Below are 20103 nucleotides of genomic sequence, written 5' to 3'. Positions count from 1 at the left end.
CGAGAGTCTGAGCGAAAGGGATAATCATGCAAAGCTGTATGGAGAGACAACGGGCATCAGGTAACGGACACCAGACACCAGATACCATACCCTATAGACACCCGTCTCACTCTGAATACTAAACTCTGAGCGGGGCGAATCCCTTTCTTCCAAGAAAGCTAGAAAAAAGGAAAGCAGCGATTGCAGGAATGCTTCGTTCTTGGAGCGTCTCACAACACACGAAAGGAGCACCCGGTTAATAGACTGTAGGGGCGCTCCTTTGTTGTTTACTTAAGTAAGTTCAATTGTTTACCACAGAAATGAAGAGGCTTCGCTTCTCCGCATCCGGGTCCCGGACAACTGCAGTATCACTGTTAAATATGACGGTAGCCCGTTCATCCGGATCATACTCGGGCCAGTCCAGCTCCGGAGTGGAGGGATTCCCTTGGCATGCAAAAGACACCCAGGCCTCCTGCATCAATCTGGAAAGACGCTCCATTTCGCCAGTCACCGTAATGTTCAGATCCTTCAAAATCTGCATGTTATTGAATACAAACGCAATCTCCGCTCCATGCACGGACTTGTCGAGGAACGGATGTCCCGGCAGACACCAGTCAAACCGGTACATCCATACGGAGCTGTGGCCTGACTGGGCTGAAGCGTATCGTACAGCCGAGCGCCAGAAGTACAGGTCTGTCATCAGCTGTGCCTGCCCTTCCACGCTAACAGGATACCGGCCGGAAAGCTCTGCGGCATTGGGCAACCCTGTCATCGCCTGAATGGCTTTCGCAGCAGCCTCGGCGCTAATCAAATGCTCGGGTCCCCTCACGAAGTATGCGCCTTCGTCCCGGTTCGTACCGATCATGACTGCCACATCTTTAGCTGCTCCATGTTCAATGGCTTTTTGCGGCTCCTCCGGAAGCGTGCTGCCGTCCACTACAGGCTGAAAGAGCATCGCAACCCCGGTGGAGCCGAATTTCTCGTACAATTTGTACGAAGCTGCGGCTATCGCCTCGGTGGACAGTTCGAACAGCCGCTCCCTGTTGGATGCGTCCACTCCCAGCTCATGCAGCAATGCGGCCGCAATGCCTGAAGCGTGAACCGGACTGAGCGTCTGGGATGCCCCGCTTTGCAGCACGGCCTTGTGAAACAGACCCTTCGCAGCCGGCATCGCCAGCAATGCCGCTATACTCATGGCACCCGCGGATTCACCGAATATCGTCACATTCCCAGGATCGCCGCCGAATGCTCGGATGTTATCCTGAACCCACTGCAAAGCCGCAATTTGATCCAGCAATCCCGCATTGGAGGCCAGCCCTTCTCCAACAGGCGACAGATGGAGAAACCCGAACGGACCCAGACGATAGTTGATGGTAACGACCACCACACCGTTTTTTGCAAGCTTCGTTCCATCATAAAGGGACATGCTTCCGGAGCCTGTAACGAAGGCGCCTCCATGAATCCATACCATAACGGGACATGGGACACCCACCTTTGGTGCCCAAACGTTCAGATACAGACAGTCCTCCGATGGAGCAGGCTGTCCCGTACGTGATCCAAAGATGCCTTCAGCCGACCGTTGCGGCTGGGGACAAACCGGACCAAACTGTGAAGCGTCCCTTATTCCCTCCCAGGATTGCGGAGGCTGGGGAGCGCGGAATCGAAGCGGCCCCACCGGCGGCTGCGCATAGGGTATGCCCTTCCAGGAAAAAATACCGTCCGCTTCCATGCCATGAAGCTCGCCATTCTTCGTACTGACCCGTATGTTCGCCACCCGAATCTCTCCTCATTAATAAACATGACGATGCTCCCTCCCTTTTCCCGGGACAAGCACCATGCCTTATTTAGTTTTTGTCTTCTGCCTTTATTTTATCATCTTCTTCCTTCGGTACCAGTTCATAAATCTTCTCATCCTCCATCGCATCAATGAGACGATCCAGCCATTTATAATACGATTCGGCCTGCTTCATTTTGCCGCGGTCGCGCTGCAGCACCTCTTTCACAGCCCCGCTCGCATCCTCATCCATCAGCAGCTTGTCTACTTCCGATATCGCCTTCCGCAGTATCTGCAAATTCGTTTCTACCGCTTTGCGCCACTTGATGGCAAAATAATCGGTAAATGTCTGATACCAGTCAAACTCGACCTCATATAAATCCTTGCGCGAACCCTTGGTCCATACCTTGTTCACCATTTTCAGATCAAGCAGCGTGCGCATACTGGTGCTCATGCTTGTTTTGCTCATCTCCATTTCACGGCCCATATCATCAAGCGTCATCGGTTTATCGGCAAAAAAAAGCAGGCCGTACAAATGCCCCGTAGAAAGTGTTACTCCGTATAAATCCATATTTTTTCCGATCGCTTCTATTACTCTTTTCCTTATTCTCTGCAGGGATTCTTGCTGTTTCTCATCCAAATGGTCCAAGCTCATGCTTGCAACCTCCTGTTCATATCTTAGACGGGAGCGGCTGCTTAAATTAGGCGCAGTATCATCCGTTATAAGTTTAAATCTTTGTCTATTTTAAAAAAAGCTGATTCTGTTGTAAAGAAACGGACTATGGAGCATCCTAAAGGATATTGGAGCATTATACAGCATTGGTTTGTACAGTTTTTTCTGTACGTTCATTACGAACAGAATTTTCATTTGATAAATTTACAAAGGCTCTGTTACAATTGTTTACGTTGTCAGCCGAGTCCAAACGCTGACCGTGTAAAATCCATTGACTTGTGTCAATCGCCATACAAGCACCGTGGGGTTAATGGAAAGCGAAAGATAGAGAGAAGAGGTGGATTACATGACCATTTTGGAAGTAAAGAATGTCAGCAAGCTGTTCGGTCCGCGGGCAGAGCAGGGCGTTGCTCTCCTCGAAAAGGGCTGGAATAAGGAACGGCTTGCCAAGGAAAAGCAAATCACTGTCGGTGTGAACCGGGCGAATATGCAAATCCAGCAAGGTGAAATTTTTGTCATCATGGGTTTATCCGGCAGCGGGAAATCGACGCTGGTACGGATGTTCAACCGTCTGATCGAGCCGACCTCCGGGGAAATCCTCGTTCATGGCAAGGACTTGCGCAAAATGAACAAGGAGCAGCTCCGTCAGGTCCGCCGCAAAACGATCAGCATGGTTTTCCAGAAATTCGCATTGTTCCCGCACCGCACAGTGCTCGAAAACGTGGAATACGGGCTGGAGATTCAGAAGGTGGATAAAACCGAGCGTGAAGAAAAGGCCCGCCAGGCGCTTGAGCTCGTTGGTCTAAAGACCTGGGCTGATAAAATGCCTGATGAGCTGAGCGGCGGCATGCAGCAGCGTGTCGGTCTGGCCCGCGCTCTTGCAAACGATCCTGAAATTCTGCTGATGGACGAAGCCTTCAGTGCGCTCGATCCGCTGATTCGCCGGGATATGCAGGACGAACTGCTGGAACTGCAGCATAAAATGCAAAAAACGATTATCTTCATAACCCATGACCTGGACGAAGCGCTGCGGATCGGTGACCGGATCGCTCTAATGAAGGACGGGGCGGTTGTGCAAATCGGCACACCTGAAGAAATCATGATTCAGCCGGCCAACGCCTATGTGGAACGCTTCGTGGAGGATGTGGATCTGTCCAAGGTGCTTACAGCCGCCCACGTCATGCGCAGACCGGAAACCATTACACTGGACCGGGGACCGCGGGTTGCACTGGAGCTCATGCGTGAACGCGGGATTTCCAATCTGTTTGTTATCGACCGTTCCAAGAAATTGCTGGGCGTCATTACGGCCGAGGATACATCGGCTGCCATGAAGGAAAATAAAAAGCTGAACGACATTCTGATTACAGACGGCCCACAGGTGACGCCGGATACCGTCATGAATGATTTGTTCGAAATCACAAGCTCGGCCAAAGTGCCTCTCGCTGTTGTCGGTGACGACGGCAGACTTCAAGGGGTCATCGTGCGTGGTGCGCTGCTCGGCGCGCTTGCCGGAGAAGTATCCATCAAGGAGGTGAATGCCGATGCTGCCGAAAATACCGCTCGCTGAATGGATTCAGGCCATCGTCGATTGGATGGGTCTGCATCTTGGCGGATTGTTCAATGTCATCTCAACCGTCATTCAGAGCGTGGTCGGGTTCTTTGCAGGACTGTTCCTGATGCCCCATCCGCTGCTCTTTATCCTGATTATAGGGATTATCGCTTACCTGATTGGAAGGCTGCCGCTCACGCTGTTTACAGTCATCGGCTTCCTGCTGGTCGACAATCTGGGCTACTGGACCCAGACGATGAATACACTGGGGCTTGTTATTACCTCCGCGTTGATCTCCATCATTCTGGGCGTTCCGCTTGGAATATGGTGTGCCTACAGCAGAACCGCTTCGCGCATCATCACCCCTCTGCTTGATTTCATGCAGACGATGCCTGCCTTTGTATATCTGCTTCCTGCGGTAACCTTCTTCAGTCTGGGGGTCGTTCCCGGCGTGATCGCTTCCGTTATTTTCGCCATACCGCCAACGATCCGTATGACGAACCTGGGGATTCAGCAGGTATCCGGCGAGCTTGTGGAAGCCGCTGACGCTTTCGGCTCCACACCGGGCCAGAAGCTGTTCAAGGTACAGCTTCCGCTGGCAATGCCTACCCTGATGGCGGGTATCAACCAAACCATCATGCTGTCCCTGTCCATGGTCGTGATCGCGTCCATGATCGGCGCACAGGGCATCGGTGCGGAAGTATATCGTGCCGTAACCCAACTGCAGATCGGTAAAGGTTTTGAAGCCGGCCTGGCCGTTGTAGTGCTGGCGATCGTGCTTGACCGTTTTACACAAAATCTGTTCAAACCCGGGAAGCGCGGCAAGAGCCGGGTAAAAGGCAAGCAAAAGGCCTGGATCGCTGCTGCTGCCACCGTGCTCATTCTTGCTCTCGGATTTACTCAGTATATTGACAGATCCGGCACCTCCGCCAGCGAAGGCCACACCGCTTCAACTGTAGGTGAAGAAGTCGGATACCAGATTATTGGGATTGATGCCGGTGCAGGCATTATGAAATCGACTGCACAGGCCATCAAGGATTATGGCTTAACCGACTGGACACTGGTCGAAGGTTCGGGCGCAGCCATGACCGCAACTCTCGACAAGGCTGTCAAAAATCATGAGCCGATTATCGTTACAGGCTGGACACCACACTGGATGTTCAACAAATATGATCTCAAATATTTGGAGGATCCGAAAAAGACCTATGGTGAAGCCGAGGAGATTCATACCGTCGCCCGCAAAGGGTTGAAGGCCGATCATCCAACCGCCTATGAATTTCTGGACCGCTTCGCCTGGACCTCCGATGAAATGGGCGAAATGATGATCGCCATTCAGAACGGCACAAGCCCTGAGCAGGCGGCACAGGATTGGGCGACCAAACATGCCGACAAGGTTGCCGAATGGACGAAGGGCCTGCAGCCGGTCAACGGCGACACGATCAAGCTGAGCTATGTGGCCTGGGATTCGGAGATTGCCAGCACGAACCTGCTCAAATATGTGCTTGAACACGACCTTGGCTATAAGGTGGAGGCGATGCAAGTCGAAGCCGGACCGATGTGGACTGGCGTAGCAAGCGGTGATGTCGACGCTTCCCCTGCCGCCTGGCTGCCCTTGACTCATGCCGATTACTGGGCCGAGTACAAAGATAAACTGGATGACCTGGGACCGAACATGAAGGGTGTCAAAACCGGACTTGTCGTTCCTGCCTATATGAATATCAATTCCATTGAGGACCTCAAAGGTACTCAAGCTCCTGCGGCGAATGCCGTTGGAGACGAGGTGAATCATCAGATTGTCGGCATTGATGCCGGTGCGGGCATTATGAAATCGACCGCGCAGGCCATCAAGGATTATGATTTGACGGACTGGACGCTTGTTGAGGGCTCCGGGGCGGCGATGACCGCCACCCTCGACAAAGCGGTCAAAAATCAGGAGCCGATCATCATCACAGGCTGGACACCACACTGGATGTTCAATAAATATGATCTTAAATATTTGGAAGACCCGAAGAAGACCTACGGGGAAGCTGAGGAAATCCATACCATCGCCCGCAAAGGGCTGAAGACCGATCATCCAACCGCCTATGAATTTCTCGACAGGTTTGCCTGGACATCAGAGGACATGGGTGAAATGATGACCGCCATTCAGGGAGGCGCAAGCCCCGAGCAGGCGGCACAGGACTGGGCGACCAGTCATGCCGACAAGGTTGCCGAGTGGACCAAAGGTCTGAAGCCTGTGAACGGCGAACCCCTCAAGCTGAGCTATGTGGCCTGGGACTCGGAGATTGCCAGCACCAACCTGCTCAAATATGTGCTTGAACACGACCTCGGCTACAAGGTAAACGCACTCCAGGTGGAAGCCGGACCGATGTGGACCGGGGTGGCAAACGGTGATGTCGATGCCTCTCCAGCCGCCTGGCTGCCACTGACTCATGCCGATTACTGGGCTGAGTACAAAGATAAATTGGATGATCTTGGACCAAATATGACAGGCGTGAAAACCGGACTTGTTGTTCCTTCTTATATGAATATTAACTCCATTGAGGATTTGAAGGACGGAGCAGCGGCGGATACCGCTGCCTCCGGAGATTTCGGCAAGAAAGTCAGCTACAAGATTGTCGGCACCGATCCTGGTGCGGGTTTGATGAAGCTGACCGCAAACGCTATGAAAGATTACGATTTATCAGATTGGACTCTGATTGAGGGCTCGCCTGCCGCTATGACTGCGGCGCTGGATGACGCCATCAAGAAGAAGGAACCGATTGTTGTCACGGGCTGGTCACCGCATTGGATGTTCAACAAATACGACCTGAAGTATCTTGAGGATCCAAAGAAATCGTACGGTGATCCGGAAGAGATTCACACCATCGGCCGCAAAGGGCTGAAGGAAGACCATCCTGTTGCCTATGAATTCCTTAGCCGGTTCAAATGGACTGCTGAGGATATGGGTGAAGTCATGATTGCGATTCAGGAGGGGACACCGCCCGAACAGGCCGCGAAGGAATGGGCAGATGCCCATCCTGAAAAGGTGCAGGAATGGACCCAGGGCCTCAAGCCTGTGAATGGTGATGCATTTAAATTAAGCTATGCAGCCTGGGATTCGGAGATTGCCAGCACGAACGTCCTGAAATATGTGCTTGAACATAATTTGGGTTATAAAGTTACGGCCCTGCAAGTAGAGCCGGGGCCGATGTGGATCGGTGTCGCTACCGGTGATGTGGATGCGAGCGCAGCAGCCTGGCTGCCCCTCACCCACGCTGATTATTACGCACAGTATAAAGATGATATTGTTGATGTGGGTACAAGCATGACTGGTGTATCTTCCGGACTTGTTGTTCCTGCTTATGTTGACATCAATTCCATAGAGGACTTGCACTCATAAAAGAAACGTTTATCGACATAACTTCAAAGAAGACAGACCGCATTTATTCGTTAAAAAAATTCCCCGAAGGTTTCATCACTTCGGGGAATTTTTGTGATCCTATTATCCCTTTACAACTGCCTGCTCTCCTGCAACCTCCGTTTCACGAGCCTTCCGGAACTGCAGAGGAAAGACGATGAAGGAAAGCAGCAGGCAGACCAGTCCAATCAGGCCAAGGGCTAAAATATCCTTCATTATATATGCCATGTCCAGGCCTTTTAATGTAATGCTTCTGATCGCATCCAGATAATAAGTCAGCGGCAAAACATGAGCCACCCCTCTTAAAAAGGAAGGCATTGCTTCCAGCGGCCAGGTATAACCTGAAAGCATAAAGGCCGGAACGGCGAACAGCATCAGCGTTTGCGTGGCGTCCACTCTTGTTTTCGAGACCATGCTGAACAGAAAACCCAGTCCGCACAAAGCAAAATTAAACAGCAGCGATACGAGTACGAACGGCAGCAGCTGGCCCTTGAACGGTATGTCGAACACAAACGCGCTTAGACCGAATACTGTCACTACATTCAGCGTGCCTGCGAGGTAATAGGGGACAAGCTTGGCCAAGGCCAGCTTCCACGGCGTAAACCGCCAGTCGGAATATTGTATCCAGGTTCCCCGCTCCTTATCTCTCGTGCAGGACAGGGCAATGCCGAGCAGCAGGCACTGCTGCAGCGCAGCCGATAACACCCCAAGCGGCATGAATAGCTTATAGTCATAGGTCGGATTGAACAGCACGCGTGAACGGAAGGGAATCGCGCTGAATGTGGATGAAGCCTGATCCTCGTTAAAACCCTTCATTTCCAGCGTTTTCGTCGACACCCCCGCGCTGATGCTGCTGATCACCTGATTGGCGATCCGGCTCGCACTGTTCGAGTACATCATGTTGCTGCCGTCAATGAGCGTCATGACGGGGATATTTTCACCATGCTTAAGACGTGTCGAAAAATTGTCCGGTATAATAAGACCGACCTTGGCTTCCCCCGTTTCCACCTGTCGTATGGCATCCTCCTCATTGCGCGTTTGCTGTACAACATTAAAAGTGTCCGTAGCGTCAAAGGCCTGAATAATCTGCCGGCTGAGCTGCGAATGATCGCCATCATACACCGTTACAGGCATTTCCGTAATCCGCTGATTGGCATACAGGAAGCCGAACATGACCGCATAAATCACAGGTGTAATGATTAAAACCATCAGCAGCCTGCGGTCTTTGACAATTTCACGCCACTCCTCGCGAATTATGGTGCGGATTGAGAGGTGGTCATTCATTGGCCTGCGCCCCTTTATCCAGCAGGAAAACTGTTGCGCCTGTAGGAACGGAAGCAGGCAATCCGGTCAGTTCCACCTTAACTCCAAAGGAACGGATGTCGGTATCCCCTGAGCTTTGGCTCGGCTTTTGTACCGCAAAGTCGGCAGCCGCGTCTATGACCTTGACCTTGCCTTTGAACTGGCTGTTATCCGCGAGAAGTTTAAGCGCCACCTGATCGCCAGCCTTTAACCCGTTCAGTTCCGTTTCCGGCACATAAAACTTAGCCCAGCGTTGGGAAGTCGTTTCTATGGAATATACCGTAAAGCCTGCACTGGCCAGTTCCCCGACATTTAAGGATTTGGAGCTGATGACGCCGTCAGCCGGAGCTTTCAGCTCCGTATAGCTCAAATAGGTGCGCGCTTCCTCCAGTGCCGCTTCCGCCTGCGCCACCTGCGATTCGGCCGCCGTCACCGTGGACTGCGCCTGCTCCACTGCCGATTGCGCCTGCTTTACGGAAGCCTGGGCAGCCTTCACGTCCTCCTGCTGCAGCGCAACCTGGCCCGCTCCGGCCTGAGCTTCCTTCACGGCTGCAAGCGCCTGATCATACTGGGCTTTGGCAGCCGCAATCTCTTCTTCGCGGCTGCCTGCCTTCGCCAGCTCAACCTGCTTCTCAGCTGCTTCATATTTCGCCCGTGCCTGCTCTTTGTCCAGATTCGCCTGATCCAGCGCTGCCTGTGAAGCCGCGCCGGCGGCAAACAGCTCGCGGGTACGCTCCTGCTGTTTTGTCGCCAGATCATAGGCATCTTTGGCCGCTTTCATATTAATCTCAGCCTGCTGGATTTCCTGCGGACGCGCGCCTGCCTTTAACGCCTCCCATTTCGCCTTCGCCGCATCAGCAGCTGCCTGGGCCTGCGCGATCTTGCTTGTTGCCGTCTCGGACGTGACCTTGACGGCCTCGCTGCCCTGGCTCTTCTTGGCCTCAGCCGCACTGACGGAAGCCTGGGCCTGCGACACGCCGGCTTTCGCCTGCCCTACATTGGCTTTGGCTGCCTGAAGCGCTGCTTCCGCCTGCTTCACCTTATCCTGCAGCTCCTTGCTCTCCAAACGGGCAATCACCTGGCCCTTCTTCACCTGATCTCCCTCGTCTACCAACAGTTCAGCAACCCGCCCTGCCGTTTTAAAGCTGGCGTTGATCACATCGGATTCCACATAGGCCGTCGGCGCGGAGCTGCCGCGCCCTTTCTCCGCTCCGGTGGTTTCTCCGCCGCGCTGAAATGCCAGCAGTCCGTAAATGACGGCTGCAATCAGGATGATCATGATTCCATATATCGAGGCGTTTTTTAGCTTCATAATTCATCACTCCATGATTTATTGGGGGCCTTCAGCCCCAAAGCATTATAAATAAACTCTTTAACCGTGCTGCGGACCTCGGGCAGGTTGCTCGTATCTCCCCAGACGATGATCCGCATCGGCATAAAAATAAACAAGCCGAAGAGGCAGTTTGCCGTTGTCTGCGTATCCAGCGTTGGCGAGATATACCCCTGCCCTTTGCCCGAGTCAATCTCTGCCTCCATGAATTGAAAATAATCCGCCAGTACCTGCCTGATGTCAAAATGCTGATCCTGCGACACCCATCCTTTGCTGGTCAGCAAGCGGCAGAAATCCTGTTCTTCACGCGTAAAATCATAATGCACTTTGATCAGCTGCTCGACCCGCTCAACCACATGCTCCCGCGGAATCGGGTCCATCACCTCTCGAATGCGGCAGACGAATTGCTCCATCCCCATTTTGAGAATATAAATGTACAGCTCCTGTTTATTTTTGAAATTGTAATACAGCGTTCCCTTGGCAATCCCGCACACCCGCGCGATTTCCTCCATATTGGTTTCGTTGTAGCCCCTCTCCGAGAACGCTTTGAGCGCTCCGTTGAAGATGAGCTCCTGCGTCTGCTTTTTCATACAACCTCCTTTTTGAACTGACCGTTCAGTACAAAAAATCATCTACTGTGCTCTATTATAGACACGTTCAAAGTGCTCAGCAATACAATAATTGCCTGCAAGTGCATTTTAGAACAACCGTCTAAATGGTGTGTTCAAAACGTCTATCGATGTACATTCACATCAAGAGAAAACCCCTACTTAAAAAGCAAAAAAGGCCGAGAACAGAGTAAATTCCCCTGTTCTCGGCCTTTCGTCTTTCACACCAGCGTGTACTATTGCGATTTTCATTATTCGATGCTGCTTGATGTCGTTCGAAAACTACTTGTAGTGCAAGTACCTGCCGGCATTTTGCCCCCACACGTTTATTGCTTATCCAATGACTTGGAGGCAAGCCATTCCATAATCGTTGTTGTTTTTCCGTCAATTACGTTGGAAACCTCATTATTATATACGTAAATCCAGGACCAGTGGCCATTGTATTCGAATGGTGTTCCGTCGCTTTTCTTGTATAAACCGGAAGTGTCCACTACGTTATCAAATAAAGATAAATGAACGTCCTTCGCTCCTGCATCGATCAGACGGTTGTAGGTTGGAACCGCGTATTCGTGGGGCGGAACCACGGTATCGGTTTTGGCCGCCACAAACCAGATCGGCAGATCCTTCATTGCACGGATTTGTTCATCCGTGATGAGCGTATCCTTCAAGGCCTCGCACACGGCCATGGCTCCGGCAAAATAATCCTTGTAATCACGCATCATCAGCATGGTCATATACCCGCCGTTGGAGTCTCCGCCAATGTAAATCCGATTCGTATCAATATCCTTGTTCTTGGCCACATAATCCTTGATCAGGGCCATCAACGCTTCCTCATACTTGGAGGTACCGTCCCCAAAGCCTGTAAAACCGTCCATCCAGTAAGTTGGTGTCTGAGGCGCCAGTACATAAGCTCCACCAAAATAGGATTGAATGTCTTTGGAGGCAAAATTGACGGCTTTGTTTCCGGCAATTGCAATCGTCGGGGCGGTGCCTCCCTCTCCCATGCCATGCAGCCAGATTATCAAAGGATTTTTCCCTTTATCTTTGGCCGGGGCATAGTCGGCATAGGTTAAAGTAACCCCATTAAAAGCAGCTTTGCCTGTTGTGAATTCATCAACAAGCTCTCTTATTTCTCCGGCGGACGAGTTCACTGTCAAACCGGAAATCGTGCCTGTGCTGGTTTTTATTGCTTTTTGCTGGATAATGGTGTACTGGTTGTCATTCCAGTCGTTAAATCCTGATCCCGCGGAGTCATAATTTATGGCTGAGCCCAGCGTTAATGCCGGTCCGATTTCCATTTCCAACACTGCGTATCTTCCGGTTTGCTTTACGGGGTTCCCGTCTTTGTCCGCAACATAAGCCCTGGTGACCTTGCGTTCTCCCTCCTCTAGAAAAGGATCTGCCAGTCTGCTGTCGCTTCGTTTCACATGAACCTTAAACGTATCCCTGGCTATGGCATTTTTAGGTACCGGCTTTCCCAAATCCACGATTACCTTCGTAATGGTCGGTCCCCAGTCCTCAACCTCCACAACCGTCCGATAGGACGCAGGCCGGTTTTTTATATCCTTGGCCAATGCACCGTTAGCGAAGGCAAACGTTGTTCCAACAGCCAGTGTGCAAAGCATGGTTATTCTGGCGGCTTGTTTCAGTCGTTTCAACATGGTGTCTTACCTCCCGAGTAATTTATAGAGCGCTTACATATCATATTGTGAAAAATTTGATTTATTCGTCTTCCCCAATAACAGCAATATCGTAAATGCAAAAAAATGGCTTCAGCGAAGTGATCGCCAAAGCCATTTTGTCCCAAACCTGCCACCTGTTATCTATTCACTACCCGTTCAATATGGATCGTTAAATAGAGCATTTCTTCGTTCGTCAGCTCGTGGTTGTACTCCTTTTTGACGAACTTTTTGATTTTCTCCGTGCATTCCGCGGCATCCGGATGCTTCTCTTTGATAATCTTATATAAATAGTCATAATTATTATCATAATGCGTTCCTTTGAAAATACGCTGGGCAAAAAACTTCAAGTGTGTGATAAACCGGAAATAGCTTAAAGAATCTTCATCAAATTCGGCCTTGAAATGATATTTCACGATCGTCATAATTTGCTGGATGAACTTTGTGATATTCATGGTATTCACGACTTCTTCGTTCATTTCCGCATTAATGATATGAATGGCAATAAACCCGGCCTCATCCTCGGGCAGCTCGATATTGAATTTTTGATTTATTTGCTCGAGCGCCTTCTGACCGACCTGAAATTCTTCTTTATATAACTGCTTGATTTCCCACAACAAGGCATTCTTGATTTCCAGCCCCTGCTCATGTCTTTCTATGGCAAAGTTAATATGGTCCGTCAAGGATACATAAATATTCTCGTTCAGCTTTTTACCCAAGGTGTTCTTGGTATAATCAATAATTTCTTCAACGACAACAACCAGCTCGATGGGCACCTCGCGCAGAAGCATTTTGAAATTGTCGGATGTTTGTTTGTTTTTCAAAGCAAAGACCTTTTCGATCTTGTCTTCTTCCACATCATCGCCAGGCTTTTTCTTAAAAGCAAGCCCCCGTCCCATCACGACCAGCTCAGCGCCATCCTCCTGAATTACGCTTATTACATTGTTGTTAATGACCTTTGCTATCTTCACGATCTTTCGCCCCCGTTTTTTGCCCCTGCAAGAGTCGCCGATCCTATGATCATACCCTGCTTTCTTTCTATATAAACACATAAAAAACCTAAGCATTACAAAATAAATAAGACCCTTTGATCTTATATTTTGCAACTTAGGTTTTGCCTGCGCACAGTAACAATCCCAATGATATTCGGTTAACTAAGTTAAGTATATAGCGGGCTCATGCGCCTGTCAACGCTTTCAATTCATACGAAAATAAAAACGAAAATCCTTCTGAATCAAGGATTTCCGTTTTCGTTTTCATGCAACTTTACTCCTGGTTTGAAGTGCTGCTCGTCCCTTAGAGATTTGCACCGTTGGATTGAATCACATTTTTGTACCAGTCAAAGCTCTTTTTCTTTTTTCTTTCCAGAGTTCCTTTGCCTTCATTATCCCTGTCCACATAAATATAACCGTACCGTTTCTTCATCTCGCCGGAGGAAGCGCTGACGATATCGATCGGCCCCCAGCTGGTATATCCGATAATCTCCACACCATCCTTGATGGCCTCGCCCATTTCAGCGACATGCTGCTTCAGGTAGTCGATTCTGTAGTCATCATTGATTTCCCCGTCAGGCGAAACCTCATCGTTAGCCCCGAGCCCGTTCTCCACTACAAACAGCGGTTTTTGATAACGGTCATGCAGCTGGTTGGCCGTGATGCGGAAGCCCTTCGGATCGATCGTCCATCCCCACTCGGATTTGGCCAGGTAAGGGTTGGCCACGGAGCCGAATACGTTGCCGCTGGTCATGTTTTTCACGACTTCAGGATCTGTGCTTGTCGTCCGGCTGGAATAATAGCTAAAGCCAATATAATCGACCGTATGATTTTTCAGAATGGCTGCATCTTCCGGCTCCATGACGATGTTGAGGTTATGATCCTTGAAGAAACGCTTGGCATAGCCCGGATACTCCCCGCGTGACTGGACATCAATGAAGAAATAGGACTCGCGATCCTTCTCCATCCCCTGGAAGACATCTTCGGGGTTACAGGTATACGGGTAAAAGCTGCCCGCAGCGAGCATGCAGCCGATTTTTCCGTCCGGAATGATCTCATGGCATGCTTTCGTGGCCAGTGCGCTGGCAACGAGCTGATGGTGCGCGGCCTGGTACTGGATTTCCTTGACGTTGTCCCCTTCTTTAAATACAAGACCCGCACCGAGGAACGGAAGATGCAGCAGCATATTGATTTCATTGAAGGTCATCCAGTATTTTACCTTGTCTTTATACCGGTTAAAGACGGTCTTGGAGTAGGTTTCAAACAGATAGACAAGCTTGCGGTTTCTCCAGCTGCCGTATTTTTCGATCAAATGCACCGGTACATCAAAATGGGCAAGGGTTACGACCGGCTGAATGTTATACTTAAGCATTTCATCGAACAGATCATCATAAAATTGCAAGCCCGCTTCATTCGGCGTCTCATCTTCTCCAGTTGGGAAAATACGCGCCCAGGAGATCGAGACACGCAAGGCCTTAAAGCCCATTTCAGCAAACAAGGCCATATCTTCTTTATAACGATGATAGAAATCAATCGCTTCATGAGAAGGATAGAATTCCCCTTCCAGCGGGATGAAGGACGGAACATTGCCCTTCATAATCGCTCTTCTGTGTTCGCCCGTAGGCAATAAATCAACAATGGTCAGCCCTTTGCCGCCTTCAAGATAAGCTCCTTCCGCCTGATTGGCGGCGATGGCTCCGCCCCAAAGAAAATCACTAGGAAAGACACTGTTGGACATGGTTAAAACTCCTTTGCTAAGTATTTGCCAAATTGGCAGGGCCGGATAATGAAAAAACCTGAGCCGACATTGAATACACGGGTAGTGTAATCAAGTCGGTCCAGGTTATGCCCTCTCGGTAACATTCCATGAAACTTATTCACTTGCTTATAACTCTAACAACTATTTTGGGCAAAGTCAATAAAGAAGCGGATACACAACTATGAACCTCTATGCTTTATACAGTGTATAATATAGAGGTCCCAAAAGGGTACTATTATCATTTTTCCCAACAGATAGGGAATGTAAAGAGGAGGTGTTTCTTGTGAGTGAAAGAGAGCAATAGGAAAATGTAGCTGTTAGGCTTCGTCTATTCCATTTTTACGATACTCGTTCAGGATCTTATTCCATCCTTCTGGGCCGTAATTATAATGAATTGGACGGTTTCCATTTTGTTTGGCATGTGCGGCAATGCTATGTATCTCAAATATGCGGAAAAGAAGATCACCCGAATCTGCGAGACATATGCCGACGATTCTGCACGTATTCCGGAATTCTATGATCAGGGTGGCACCAGCTTAAGAGCAGCTATCCTTATTCCGCTGGGGATTGGCATCATCCATTATGTGATTATGCGAATTTTTTAAGCCTAAGGTTTACATGCTGTTATATTTTATTTAGCACAAATGGGAATACCATTAAAAACAAGGATAAAGTCTTATATAATCTAGCTACACAGTAAAGGAGCTGATACATATGAGTAAATATGGAATGCAAGCCAAATTTACCGCCAAGCCCGGCCAAAGGGATATTCTGGCTAACATGTTATTGGAAGCTGCCGCTGGCCTGCAGTCTATAAAAGACTGTGAGCTATACATTGTTAGTACGCCTGAAACGGATCCAAACGCGGTATGGGTAACGGAGGTGTGGAGCAGTTCTGAAGCACACAAGGCATCCCTTTCCCTGGAAGAAACAAAAGCTGCAATTCAACATGCAAAACCTTTAATCGATGGAGTAGAAGCAGTAGAATTAACCCCCCTTGGAGGAAAAGGGATCAGTTCCTGATAGTTCGTTCCTGAAATTCGCTTCTAAAAAGGTACCCCTTAGAACATCGCAGAATCCCTCAAGGGTTTTGCAAATGTTTATTCTAAGGGGTACACTTCATTTTTTACCGCTATGATCTATTCATTAAAAATTCCAATCACTTAGAAATTATGACTTCGTGGCCTCGTCTGGCTTGGTTCCTGCTGACTTGGTAGACTGGCCGTCTACATAGGCTTCGGACAGCATGTAGATGGCAATTGAGCCAAAAGCGCCGATCAGCCCGATGATTTTCACTGTTACTTCTGAATCACTAGCGTAACCAAAAACCGTCAGCGCGGAAGTTGCAAGACCGGCGAGAAGCGCCCAGAACTTCCGGCTCGCCACTTTTCTTTTCCAATCAATCATGATCGTCCCCTCCTCAGCCGAAGCAGCCCCGGCTTGTCTTATATCATTCTATTGAGCATTGCTCATGGTTATTGTATTCATTCGGAATCCCATTGCCTTTGCTGCTGCCTAATTTAAATCCAAAAAATAACAAATGGGTGCAGCAAAAAAGCACGCCTTGTTTGGCGCGCCTTCTGGATAAAAAGAAAATTTGTGATTTTATTGAAACAGGCTCCCTCGCGGGAGCCTTTAAAATTGAGGTATTACAGGGTTTTCATACCCTTTATTACATCATGCCGCCCATTCCGCCCATGCCGCCCATGTCAGGCATTGCAGCCTTTTCTGGTTCTGGCTTGTCAGCGATAACAGCTTCTGTAGTCAGGAACATAGCAGCAACGGAAGCTGCGTTTTGCAGAGCGGAACGTGTAACCTTGGCAGGGTCAACGATACCTGCTTCGATCATGTTCACCCATTCGCCAGTCGCAGCGTTGTAGCCTACGCCAATTTCTTCGCGCTTCAGGCGTTCTACGATAACAGAGCCTTCTTCACCAGCGTTGGCAGCGATTGTGCGGACTGGAGCTTCCAGGGCGCGCAGTACGATGTTCACGCCTGTTTGCTCGTCACCTTTCAGTTGAACACCAGCAACAGCGTTATATACGTTCAGCAGGGCTACACCACCGCCGGATACGATACCTTCTTCAACCGCAGCGCGGGTTGCGTTCAGGGCGTCTTCGATGCGCAGCTTGCGCTCTTTCAGTTCAGTTTCCGTAGCCGCACCGACTTTGATCACTGCTACGCCGCCGGCCAGTTTGGCGAGACGCTCTTGCAGCTTCTCTTTGTCGAATTCGGAAGTAGTCTCTTCCAGTTGAGTGCGGATTTGGCTTACACGTGCATCGATATCGGCTTTGTTGCCTGCCCCATCAACAATGATCGTGTTTTCTTTGGTTACGCGCACTTGACGTGCAGTACCCAGCATATCTACCGTAGCGGTCTTCAGTTCCAGACCGAGCTCTTCGGTGATCACTTGGCCGCCTGTCAGAGCAGCGATGTCCTGCAGCATAGCTTTGCGGCGGTCGCCAAAGCCAGGAGCTTTAACCGCAACTGCGTTGAATGTTCCGCGCAGCTTGTTCAGTACGAGCATAGGCAGCGCTTCGCCTTCCACGTCTTCAGCAATCAGAACGAGCGGTCTGCCTTGCTGTACGATTTTCTCAAGCAGCGGCAAGATTTCCTGTGTATTCGTGATCTTTTTGTCTGTGATCAGGATGTACGGGTTATCCAGCACAGCTTCCATTTTGTCCGTATCTGTAATCATGTAAGGGGAAATGTAGCCGCGGTCGAATTGCATACCTTCAACCACTTCCAGCTCTGTAGCGAAGCCTTTGGACTCTTCTACAGTAATGACGCCGTCTTTGCCCACTTTTTCCATGGCTTCTGCGATCAGTTCGCCCACTTCTTCGTCAGCCGCGGAGATTGCCGCTACCTGAGCGATGGATTGCTTGCCCTCGATTGGCTTGGAGATGGACGCCAGTTCAGCAACAGCCGCTTTAACCGCTTGGTCGATACCTTTGCGGATACCGATTGGGCTTGCGCCTGCAGTTACGTTTTTCAGGCCTTCTGTGATCAAAGCTTGAGCCAGAACTGTAGCTGTAGTTGTACCGTCACCAGCTACGTCATTTGTTTTGGTAGCTACTTCTTTAACGAGCTGGGCGCCCATGTTCTCGAAAGCGTCTTCCAGTTCGATTTCCTTGGCGATGGTAACACCGTCATTCGTGATGAGCGGGCTGCCGAATTTTTTCTCAAGCACTACGTTGCGGCCTTTAGGTCCGAGCGTTACTTTAACAGCGTTAGCCAATGCGTCTACACCGCGCAGCATGGAGCGGCGAGCGTCTTCACTGAATTTAATCTCTTTAGCCATTATGGTAAAACCTCCCTGTGGATTATGGAATATTCAATGCGGGTTTCGCAGAAATCCCGTCATGCTATAGTTCAGGTCTTGCGGGTTCGGCCCGATTAACCGATGATGGCGTGGATATCGCTCTCTTTCATAATCAAATACTCTTTACCTTCGTATTTGATTTCTGTTCCGGCGTATTTGGAGAAAATAACACGGTCGCCTTCTTTTACTTCAAGAGGAATGCGCACACCGTCCTTCAATGCTCCCGACCCAACCGCAATGACTTTGCCTTCTTGCGGCTTTTCTTTAGCGGAGTCCGGAAGCACGATACCGAAAGAAGTTGTTGTCTCCTGTTCGATCGCTTCCACCAATACGCGTTCACCCAAAGGTCTGATCATGAAAAATAGCCTCCTTATTCAAATGTGTATTCGGATATGCGGTTGTTCTCGTATGTATTAGCACTCAACTCAGTGTAGTGCTAACAACCAACTTCATGATACTCAACTTGGGAATTAATTTCAAGTCCCCACGACAATTTTTTCTAAGTCTTTATCGAGAAAAATAACTCCCCTGCCACAAAATTTGCCAGGTTGGACACGCCCTCTTCCATTCTATCCAGTTAAAGAGCAAATATGCCAACCCGTATAAGCTTAAGGAGGGCCTCAGCCGTCTGTCGAGGCGCTGCGCTGAAGCTGCCTCCGATACACAACAGCCGATATAAAGACACTGCACTCGTAAAGCAGGACCAGAGGAACCGCAACAAGCATGTCGGAAATAAAATCGGGGGGTGTTATGACTACGGCTACAAATACCAATAAGAAATAGGCAACCTTGCGCCATCTGCGCATGCGCCGGGGAGTGAGCAGGCCGACACGGGTAAGGAACATGACCAGCACCGGCATTTCGAACAGCAGTGACACAGGCAGCACAATATTAAATACGAAGCTGAAGAACTGGGCCGCACCGTAGGTTTCATGAAGTCCCATGCTCCGGTTTACTGTAGCCGTAAAATAAAGCCCCATCGGCACAACAACAAAATAGGCAAACACGGCCCCGGCAGCAAACAGAAAAAACACGTAAGGAACACAGCGTAGCGCCGCTGAACGCTCAGCCTCCTTCAAGCCGGGACTGACAAATTTCCAGACTTGAAAAAGCAAAAAAGGCAGCGATGCTGCAAGCGCCAGTATAAACGCAATTTTCATATAAATGCCGATGCCATCCCACATGGAGAAGGCATGCAGCTCAATGCTGACTCGCTGCTGCCCGGCCGCCAGTATCCAGCGGTAGACTGGCTCAGCTGCGGTCAGACCCGCAATGAGCGCCGCAGCAAAGACAAGCAGAACCCGTATAATACGGCTGCGCAGCTCGTTCAGATGACCGGCAATCGTCATTTCCTGTTCCTGCGGTTCCGACATGCATTCACCACCTTGCGAATTAACAAGAAAAGCCCTTCCTGAAGAAAGGGCCTATAGAAGCCGTCATGGCTGATCCGTCGGCCGTTTATCACGGGTTCGGGCAGCATCGTCAGTTTCCCGAACCGGGGGAGAAGGATTTCTGCCCGCGGATTCATCCTCCGACATCAGATCCCTCGCTCCATTCTTGAACTCGCGAAATGTACGCCCTACTGCCCGCCCCAGCTCGGGGAGCTTGTTCGGGCCAAACAGCAGCAGCGCCAGCACAACAAGCAAAATCAATCCGGATGTTCCTATGCCTCCGAATCCCATACGGTATTCCTCCTCGGTAGCTTGGAATTGGCGAATCCGGCAGGACAACAGGCT

General features: G+C 50.0%; 17 protein-coding genes. 4 read left to right on the top strand and 13 right to left on the bottom strand.

Translation table 11 applies throughout. From position 1 onward, the window contains the following. Positions 1 to 280: 280 nt before the first annotated feature. Together ACE5KN_RS05610 and ACE5KN_RS05605 are read right to left on the bottom strand one after the other, a co-directional pair. Positions 281 to 1753 carry a carboxylesterase/lipase family protein gene (locus tag ACE5KN_RS05610; protein ID WP_375523193.1) on the bottom strand — a complete coding sequence of 491 codons (1473 nt, stop codon included), beginning with the start codon at positions 1751 to 1753 and terminating at the stop codon, positions 281 to 283. Between the two features lie 70 nt (positions 1754 to 1823). After that, positions 1824 to 2408: a GbsR/MarR family transcriptional regulator gene (locus tag ACE5KN_RS05605; protein ID WP_375523194.1), complete on the bottom strand. Its 585-nt coding sequence runs from the start codon at positions 2406 to 2408 to the stop codon at positions 1824 to 1826. A gap of 364 nt (positions 2409 to 2772) precedes the next feature. Between ACE5KN_RS05605 and ACE5KN_RS05600 the strand changes: the two genes are divergently transcribed. Both ACE5KN_RS05600 and ACE5KN_RS05595 read left to right on the top strand, forming a co-directional pair. Beyond that, positions 2773 to 3993, top strand: coding sequence for a quaternary amine ABC transporter ATP-binding protein (locus tag ACE5KN_RS05600; RefSeq protein WP_375523195.1), 1221 nt, complete (start codon positions 2773 to 2775; stop codon positions 3991 to 3993). Beyond that, positions 3968 to 7357, top strand: coding sequence for a glycine betaine ABC transporter substrate-binding protein (locus ACE5KN_RS05595; RefSeq protein WP_375523196.1), 3390 nt, complete (start codon positions 3968 to 3970; stop codon positions 7355 to 7357). The genes ACE5KN_RS05600 and ACE5KN_RS05595 overlap by 26 nt, the downstream gene beginning before the upstream one ends. A 102-nt stretch (positions 7358 to 7459) precedes the next feature. On the opposite strand, the gene ACE5KN_RS05590 is transcribed toward ACE5KN_RS05595, so the two are convergent. The 6 genes from ACE5KN_RS05590 to ACE5KN_RS05565 form a co-directional block, all read right to left on the bottom strand. Beyond that, positions 7460 to 8659 (bottom strand): ABC transporter permease, encoded by a 1200-nt coding sequence (locus tag ACE5KN_RS05590; RefSeq protein ID WP_375523197.1) that lies wholly within the window; start codon positions 8657 to 8659, stop codon positions 7460 to 7462. Then, on the bottom strand, positions 8652 to 9989 hold the full coding sequence (locus ACE5KN_RS05585) for an HlyD family secretion protein (RefSeq protein WP_375523198.1): 1338 nt from the start codon (positions 9987 to 9989) through the stop codon (positions 8652 to 8654). Before ACE5KN_RS05585 ends, ACE5KN_RS05590 begins: the two co-directional genes overlap by 8 nt. Continuing rightward, the gene (locus tag ACE5KN_RS05580; protein ID WP_375523199.1) at positions 9986 to 10597 is read right to left on the bottom strand and encodes a TetR/AcrR family transcriptional regulator; all 612 of its coding nucleotides are present in this window, start codon (positions 10595 to 10597) and stop codon (positions 9986 to 9988) included. Before ACE5KN_RS05580 ends, ACE5KN_RS05585 begins: the two co-directional genes overlap by 4 nt. Positions 10598 to 10941: 344 nt before the next feature. Continuing rightward, positions 10942 to 12276, bottom strand: a complete 1335-nt coding sequence (locus ACE5KN_RS05575) for a prolyl oligopeptidase family serine peptidase (protein WP_375523200.1) — start codon at positions 12274 to 12276, stop codon at positions 10942 to 10944. Positions 12277 to 12434: 158 nt separating this feature from the next. Continuing rightward, positions 12435 to 13265 carry a BglG family transcription antiterminator LicT gene (licT, locus tag ACE5KN_RS05570; RefSeq protein WP_375523201.1) on the bottom strand — a complete coding sequence of 277 codons (831 nt, stop codon included), beginning with the start codon at positions 13263 to 13265 and terminating at the stop codon, positions 12435 to 12437. 325 nt (positions 13266 to 13590) lie between these two features. Next, positions 13591 to 15024, bottom strand: a complete 1434-nt coding sequence (locus ACE5KN_RS05565) for a 6-phospho-beta-glucosidase (RefSeq protein ID WP_375523202.1) — start codon at positions 15022 to 15024, stop codon at positions 13591 to 13593. A gap of 410 nt (positions 15025 to 15434) precedes the next feature. Here ACE5KN_RS05565 and ACE5KN_RS05560 point away from each other — a divergent pair, with 410 nt between their 5' ends. Together ACE5KN_RS05560 and ACE5KN_RS05555 are read left to right on the top strand one after the other, a co-directional pair. After that, entirely contained in the window at positions 15435 to 15650 is a 216-nt protein-coding gene (locus ACE5KN_RS05560) for a hypothetical protein (RefSeq protein ID WP_375523203.1), read from the top strand. A gap of 109 nt (positions 15651 to 15759) precedes the next feature. Continuing rightward, complete coding sequence (locus tag ACE5KN_RS05555; protein ID WP_375523204.1) at positions 15760 to 16068, top strand: putative quinol monooxygenase; 309 nt, start codon at positions 15760 to 15762, stop codon at positions 16066 to 16068. A gap of 147 nt (positions 16069 to 16215) precedes the next feature. Here the strand turns inward: ACE5KN_RS05555 and ACE5KN_RS05550 are convergent, their stop codons facing one another. The 5 genes from ACE5KN_RS05550 to tatA all read right to left on the bottom strand — a co-directional run bounded on the left by ACE5KN_RS05550 (position 16216) and on the right by tatA (position 20049). Beyond that, positions 16216 to 16452 carry a hypothetical protein gene (locus tag ACE5KN_RS05550; protein ID WP_375523205.1) on the bottom strand — a complete coding sequence of 79 codons (237 nt, stop codon included), beginning with the start codon at positions 16450 to 16452 and terminating at the stop codon, positions 16216 to 16218. Between the two features lie 265 nt (positions 16453 to 16717). Further along, positions 16718 to 18346, bottom strand: a complete 1629-nt coding sequence (gene groL / locus ACE5KN_RS05545; RefSeq protein ID WP_375523206.1) for a chaperonin GroEL — start codon at positions 18344 to 18346, stop codon at positions 16718 to 16720. Positions 18347 to 18441: 95 nt separating this feature from the next. After that, entirely contained in the window at positions 18442 to 18723 is a 282-nt protein-coding gene (gene groES / locus ACE5KN_RS05540; protein ID WP_375523207.1) for a co-chaperone GroES, read from the bottom strand. Positions 18724 to 18987: 264 nt separating this feature from the next. Then, positions 18988 to 19740, bottom strand: a complete 753-nt coding sequence (gene tatC, locus ACE5KN_RS05535) for a twin-arginine translocase subunit TatC (RefSeq protein ID WP_375523208.1) — start codon at positions 19738 to 19740, stop codon at positions 18988 to 18990. Positions 19741 to 19803: 63 nt separating this feature from the next. Beyond that, positions 19804 to 20049, bottom strand: coding sequence for a twin-arginine translocase TatA/TatE family subunit (gene tatA / locus ACE5KN_RS05530; RefSeq protein ID WP_375523209.1), 246 nt, complete (start codon positions 20047 to 20049; stop codon positions 19804 to 19806). Positions 20050 to 20103: the final 54 nt, after the last annotated feature.

Source organism: Paenibacillus terreus, assembly GCF_042138595.1.
Classification (GTDB): Bacteria; Bacillota; Bacilli; order Paenibacillales; family Paenibacillaceae; genus Paenibacillus; species Paenibacillus terreus.
The sequence above is the reverse complement of the archived record's forward strand: the minus strand, read 5'-3'. Positions and strand labels throughout refer to the sequence as shown.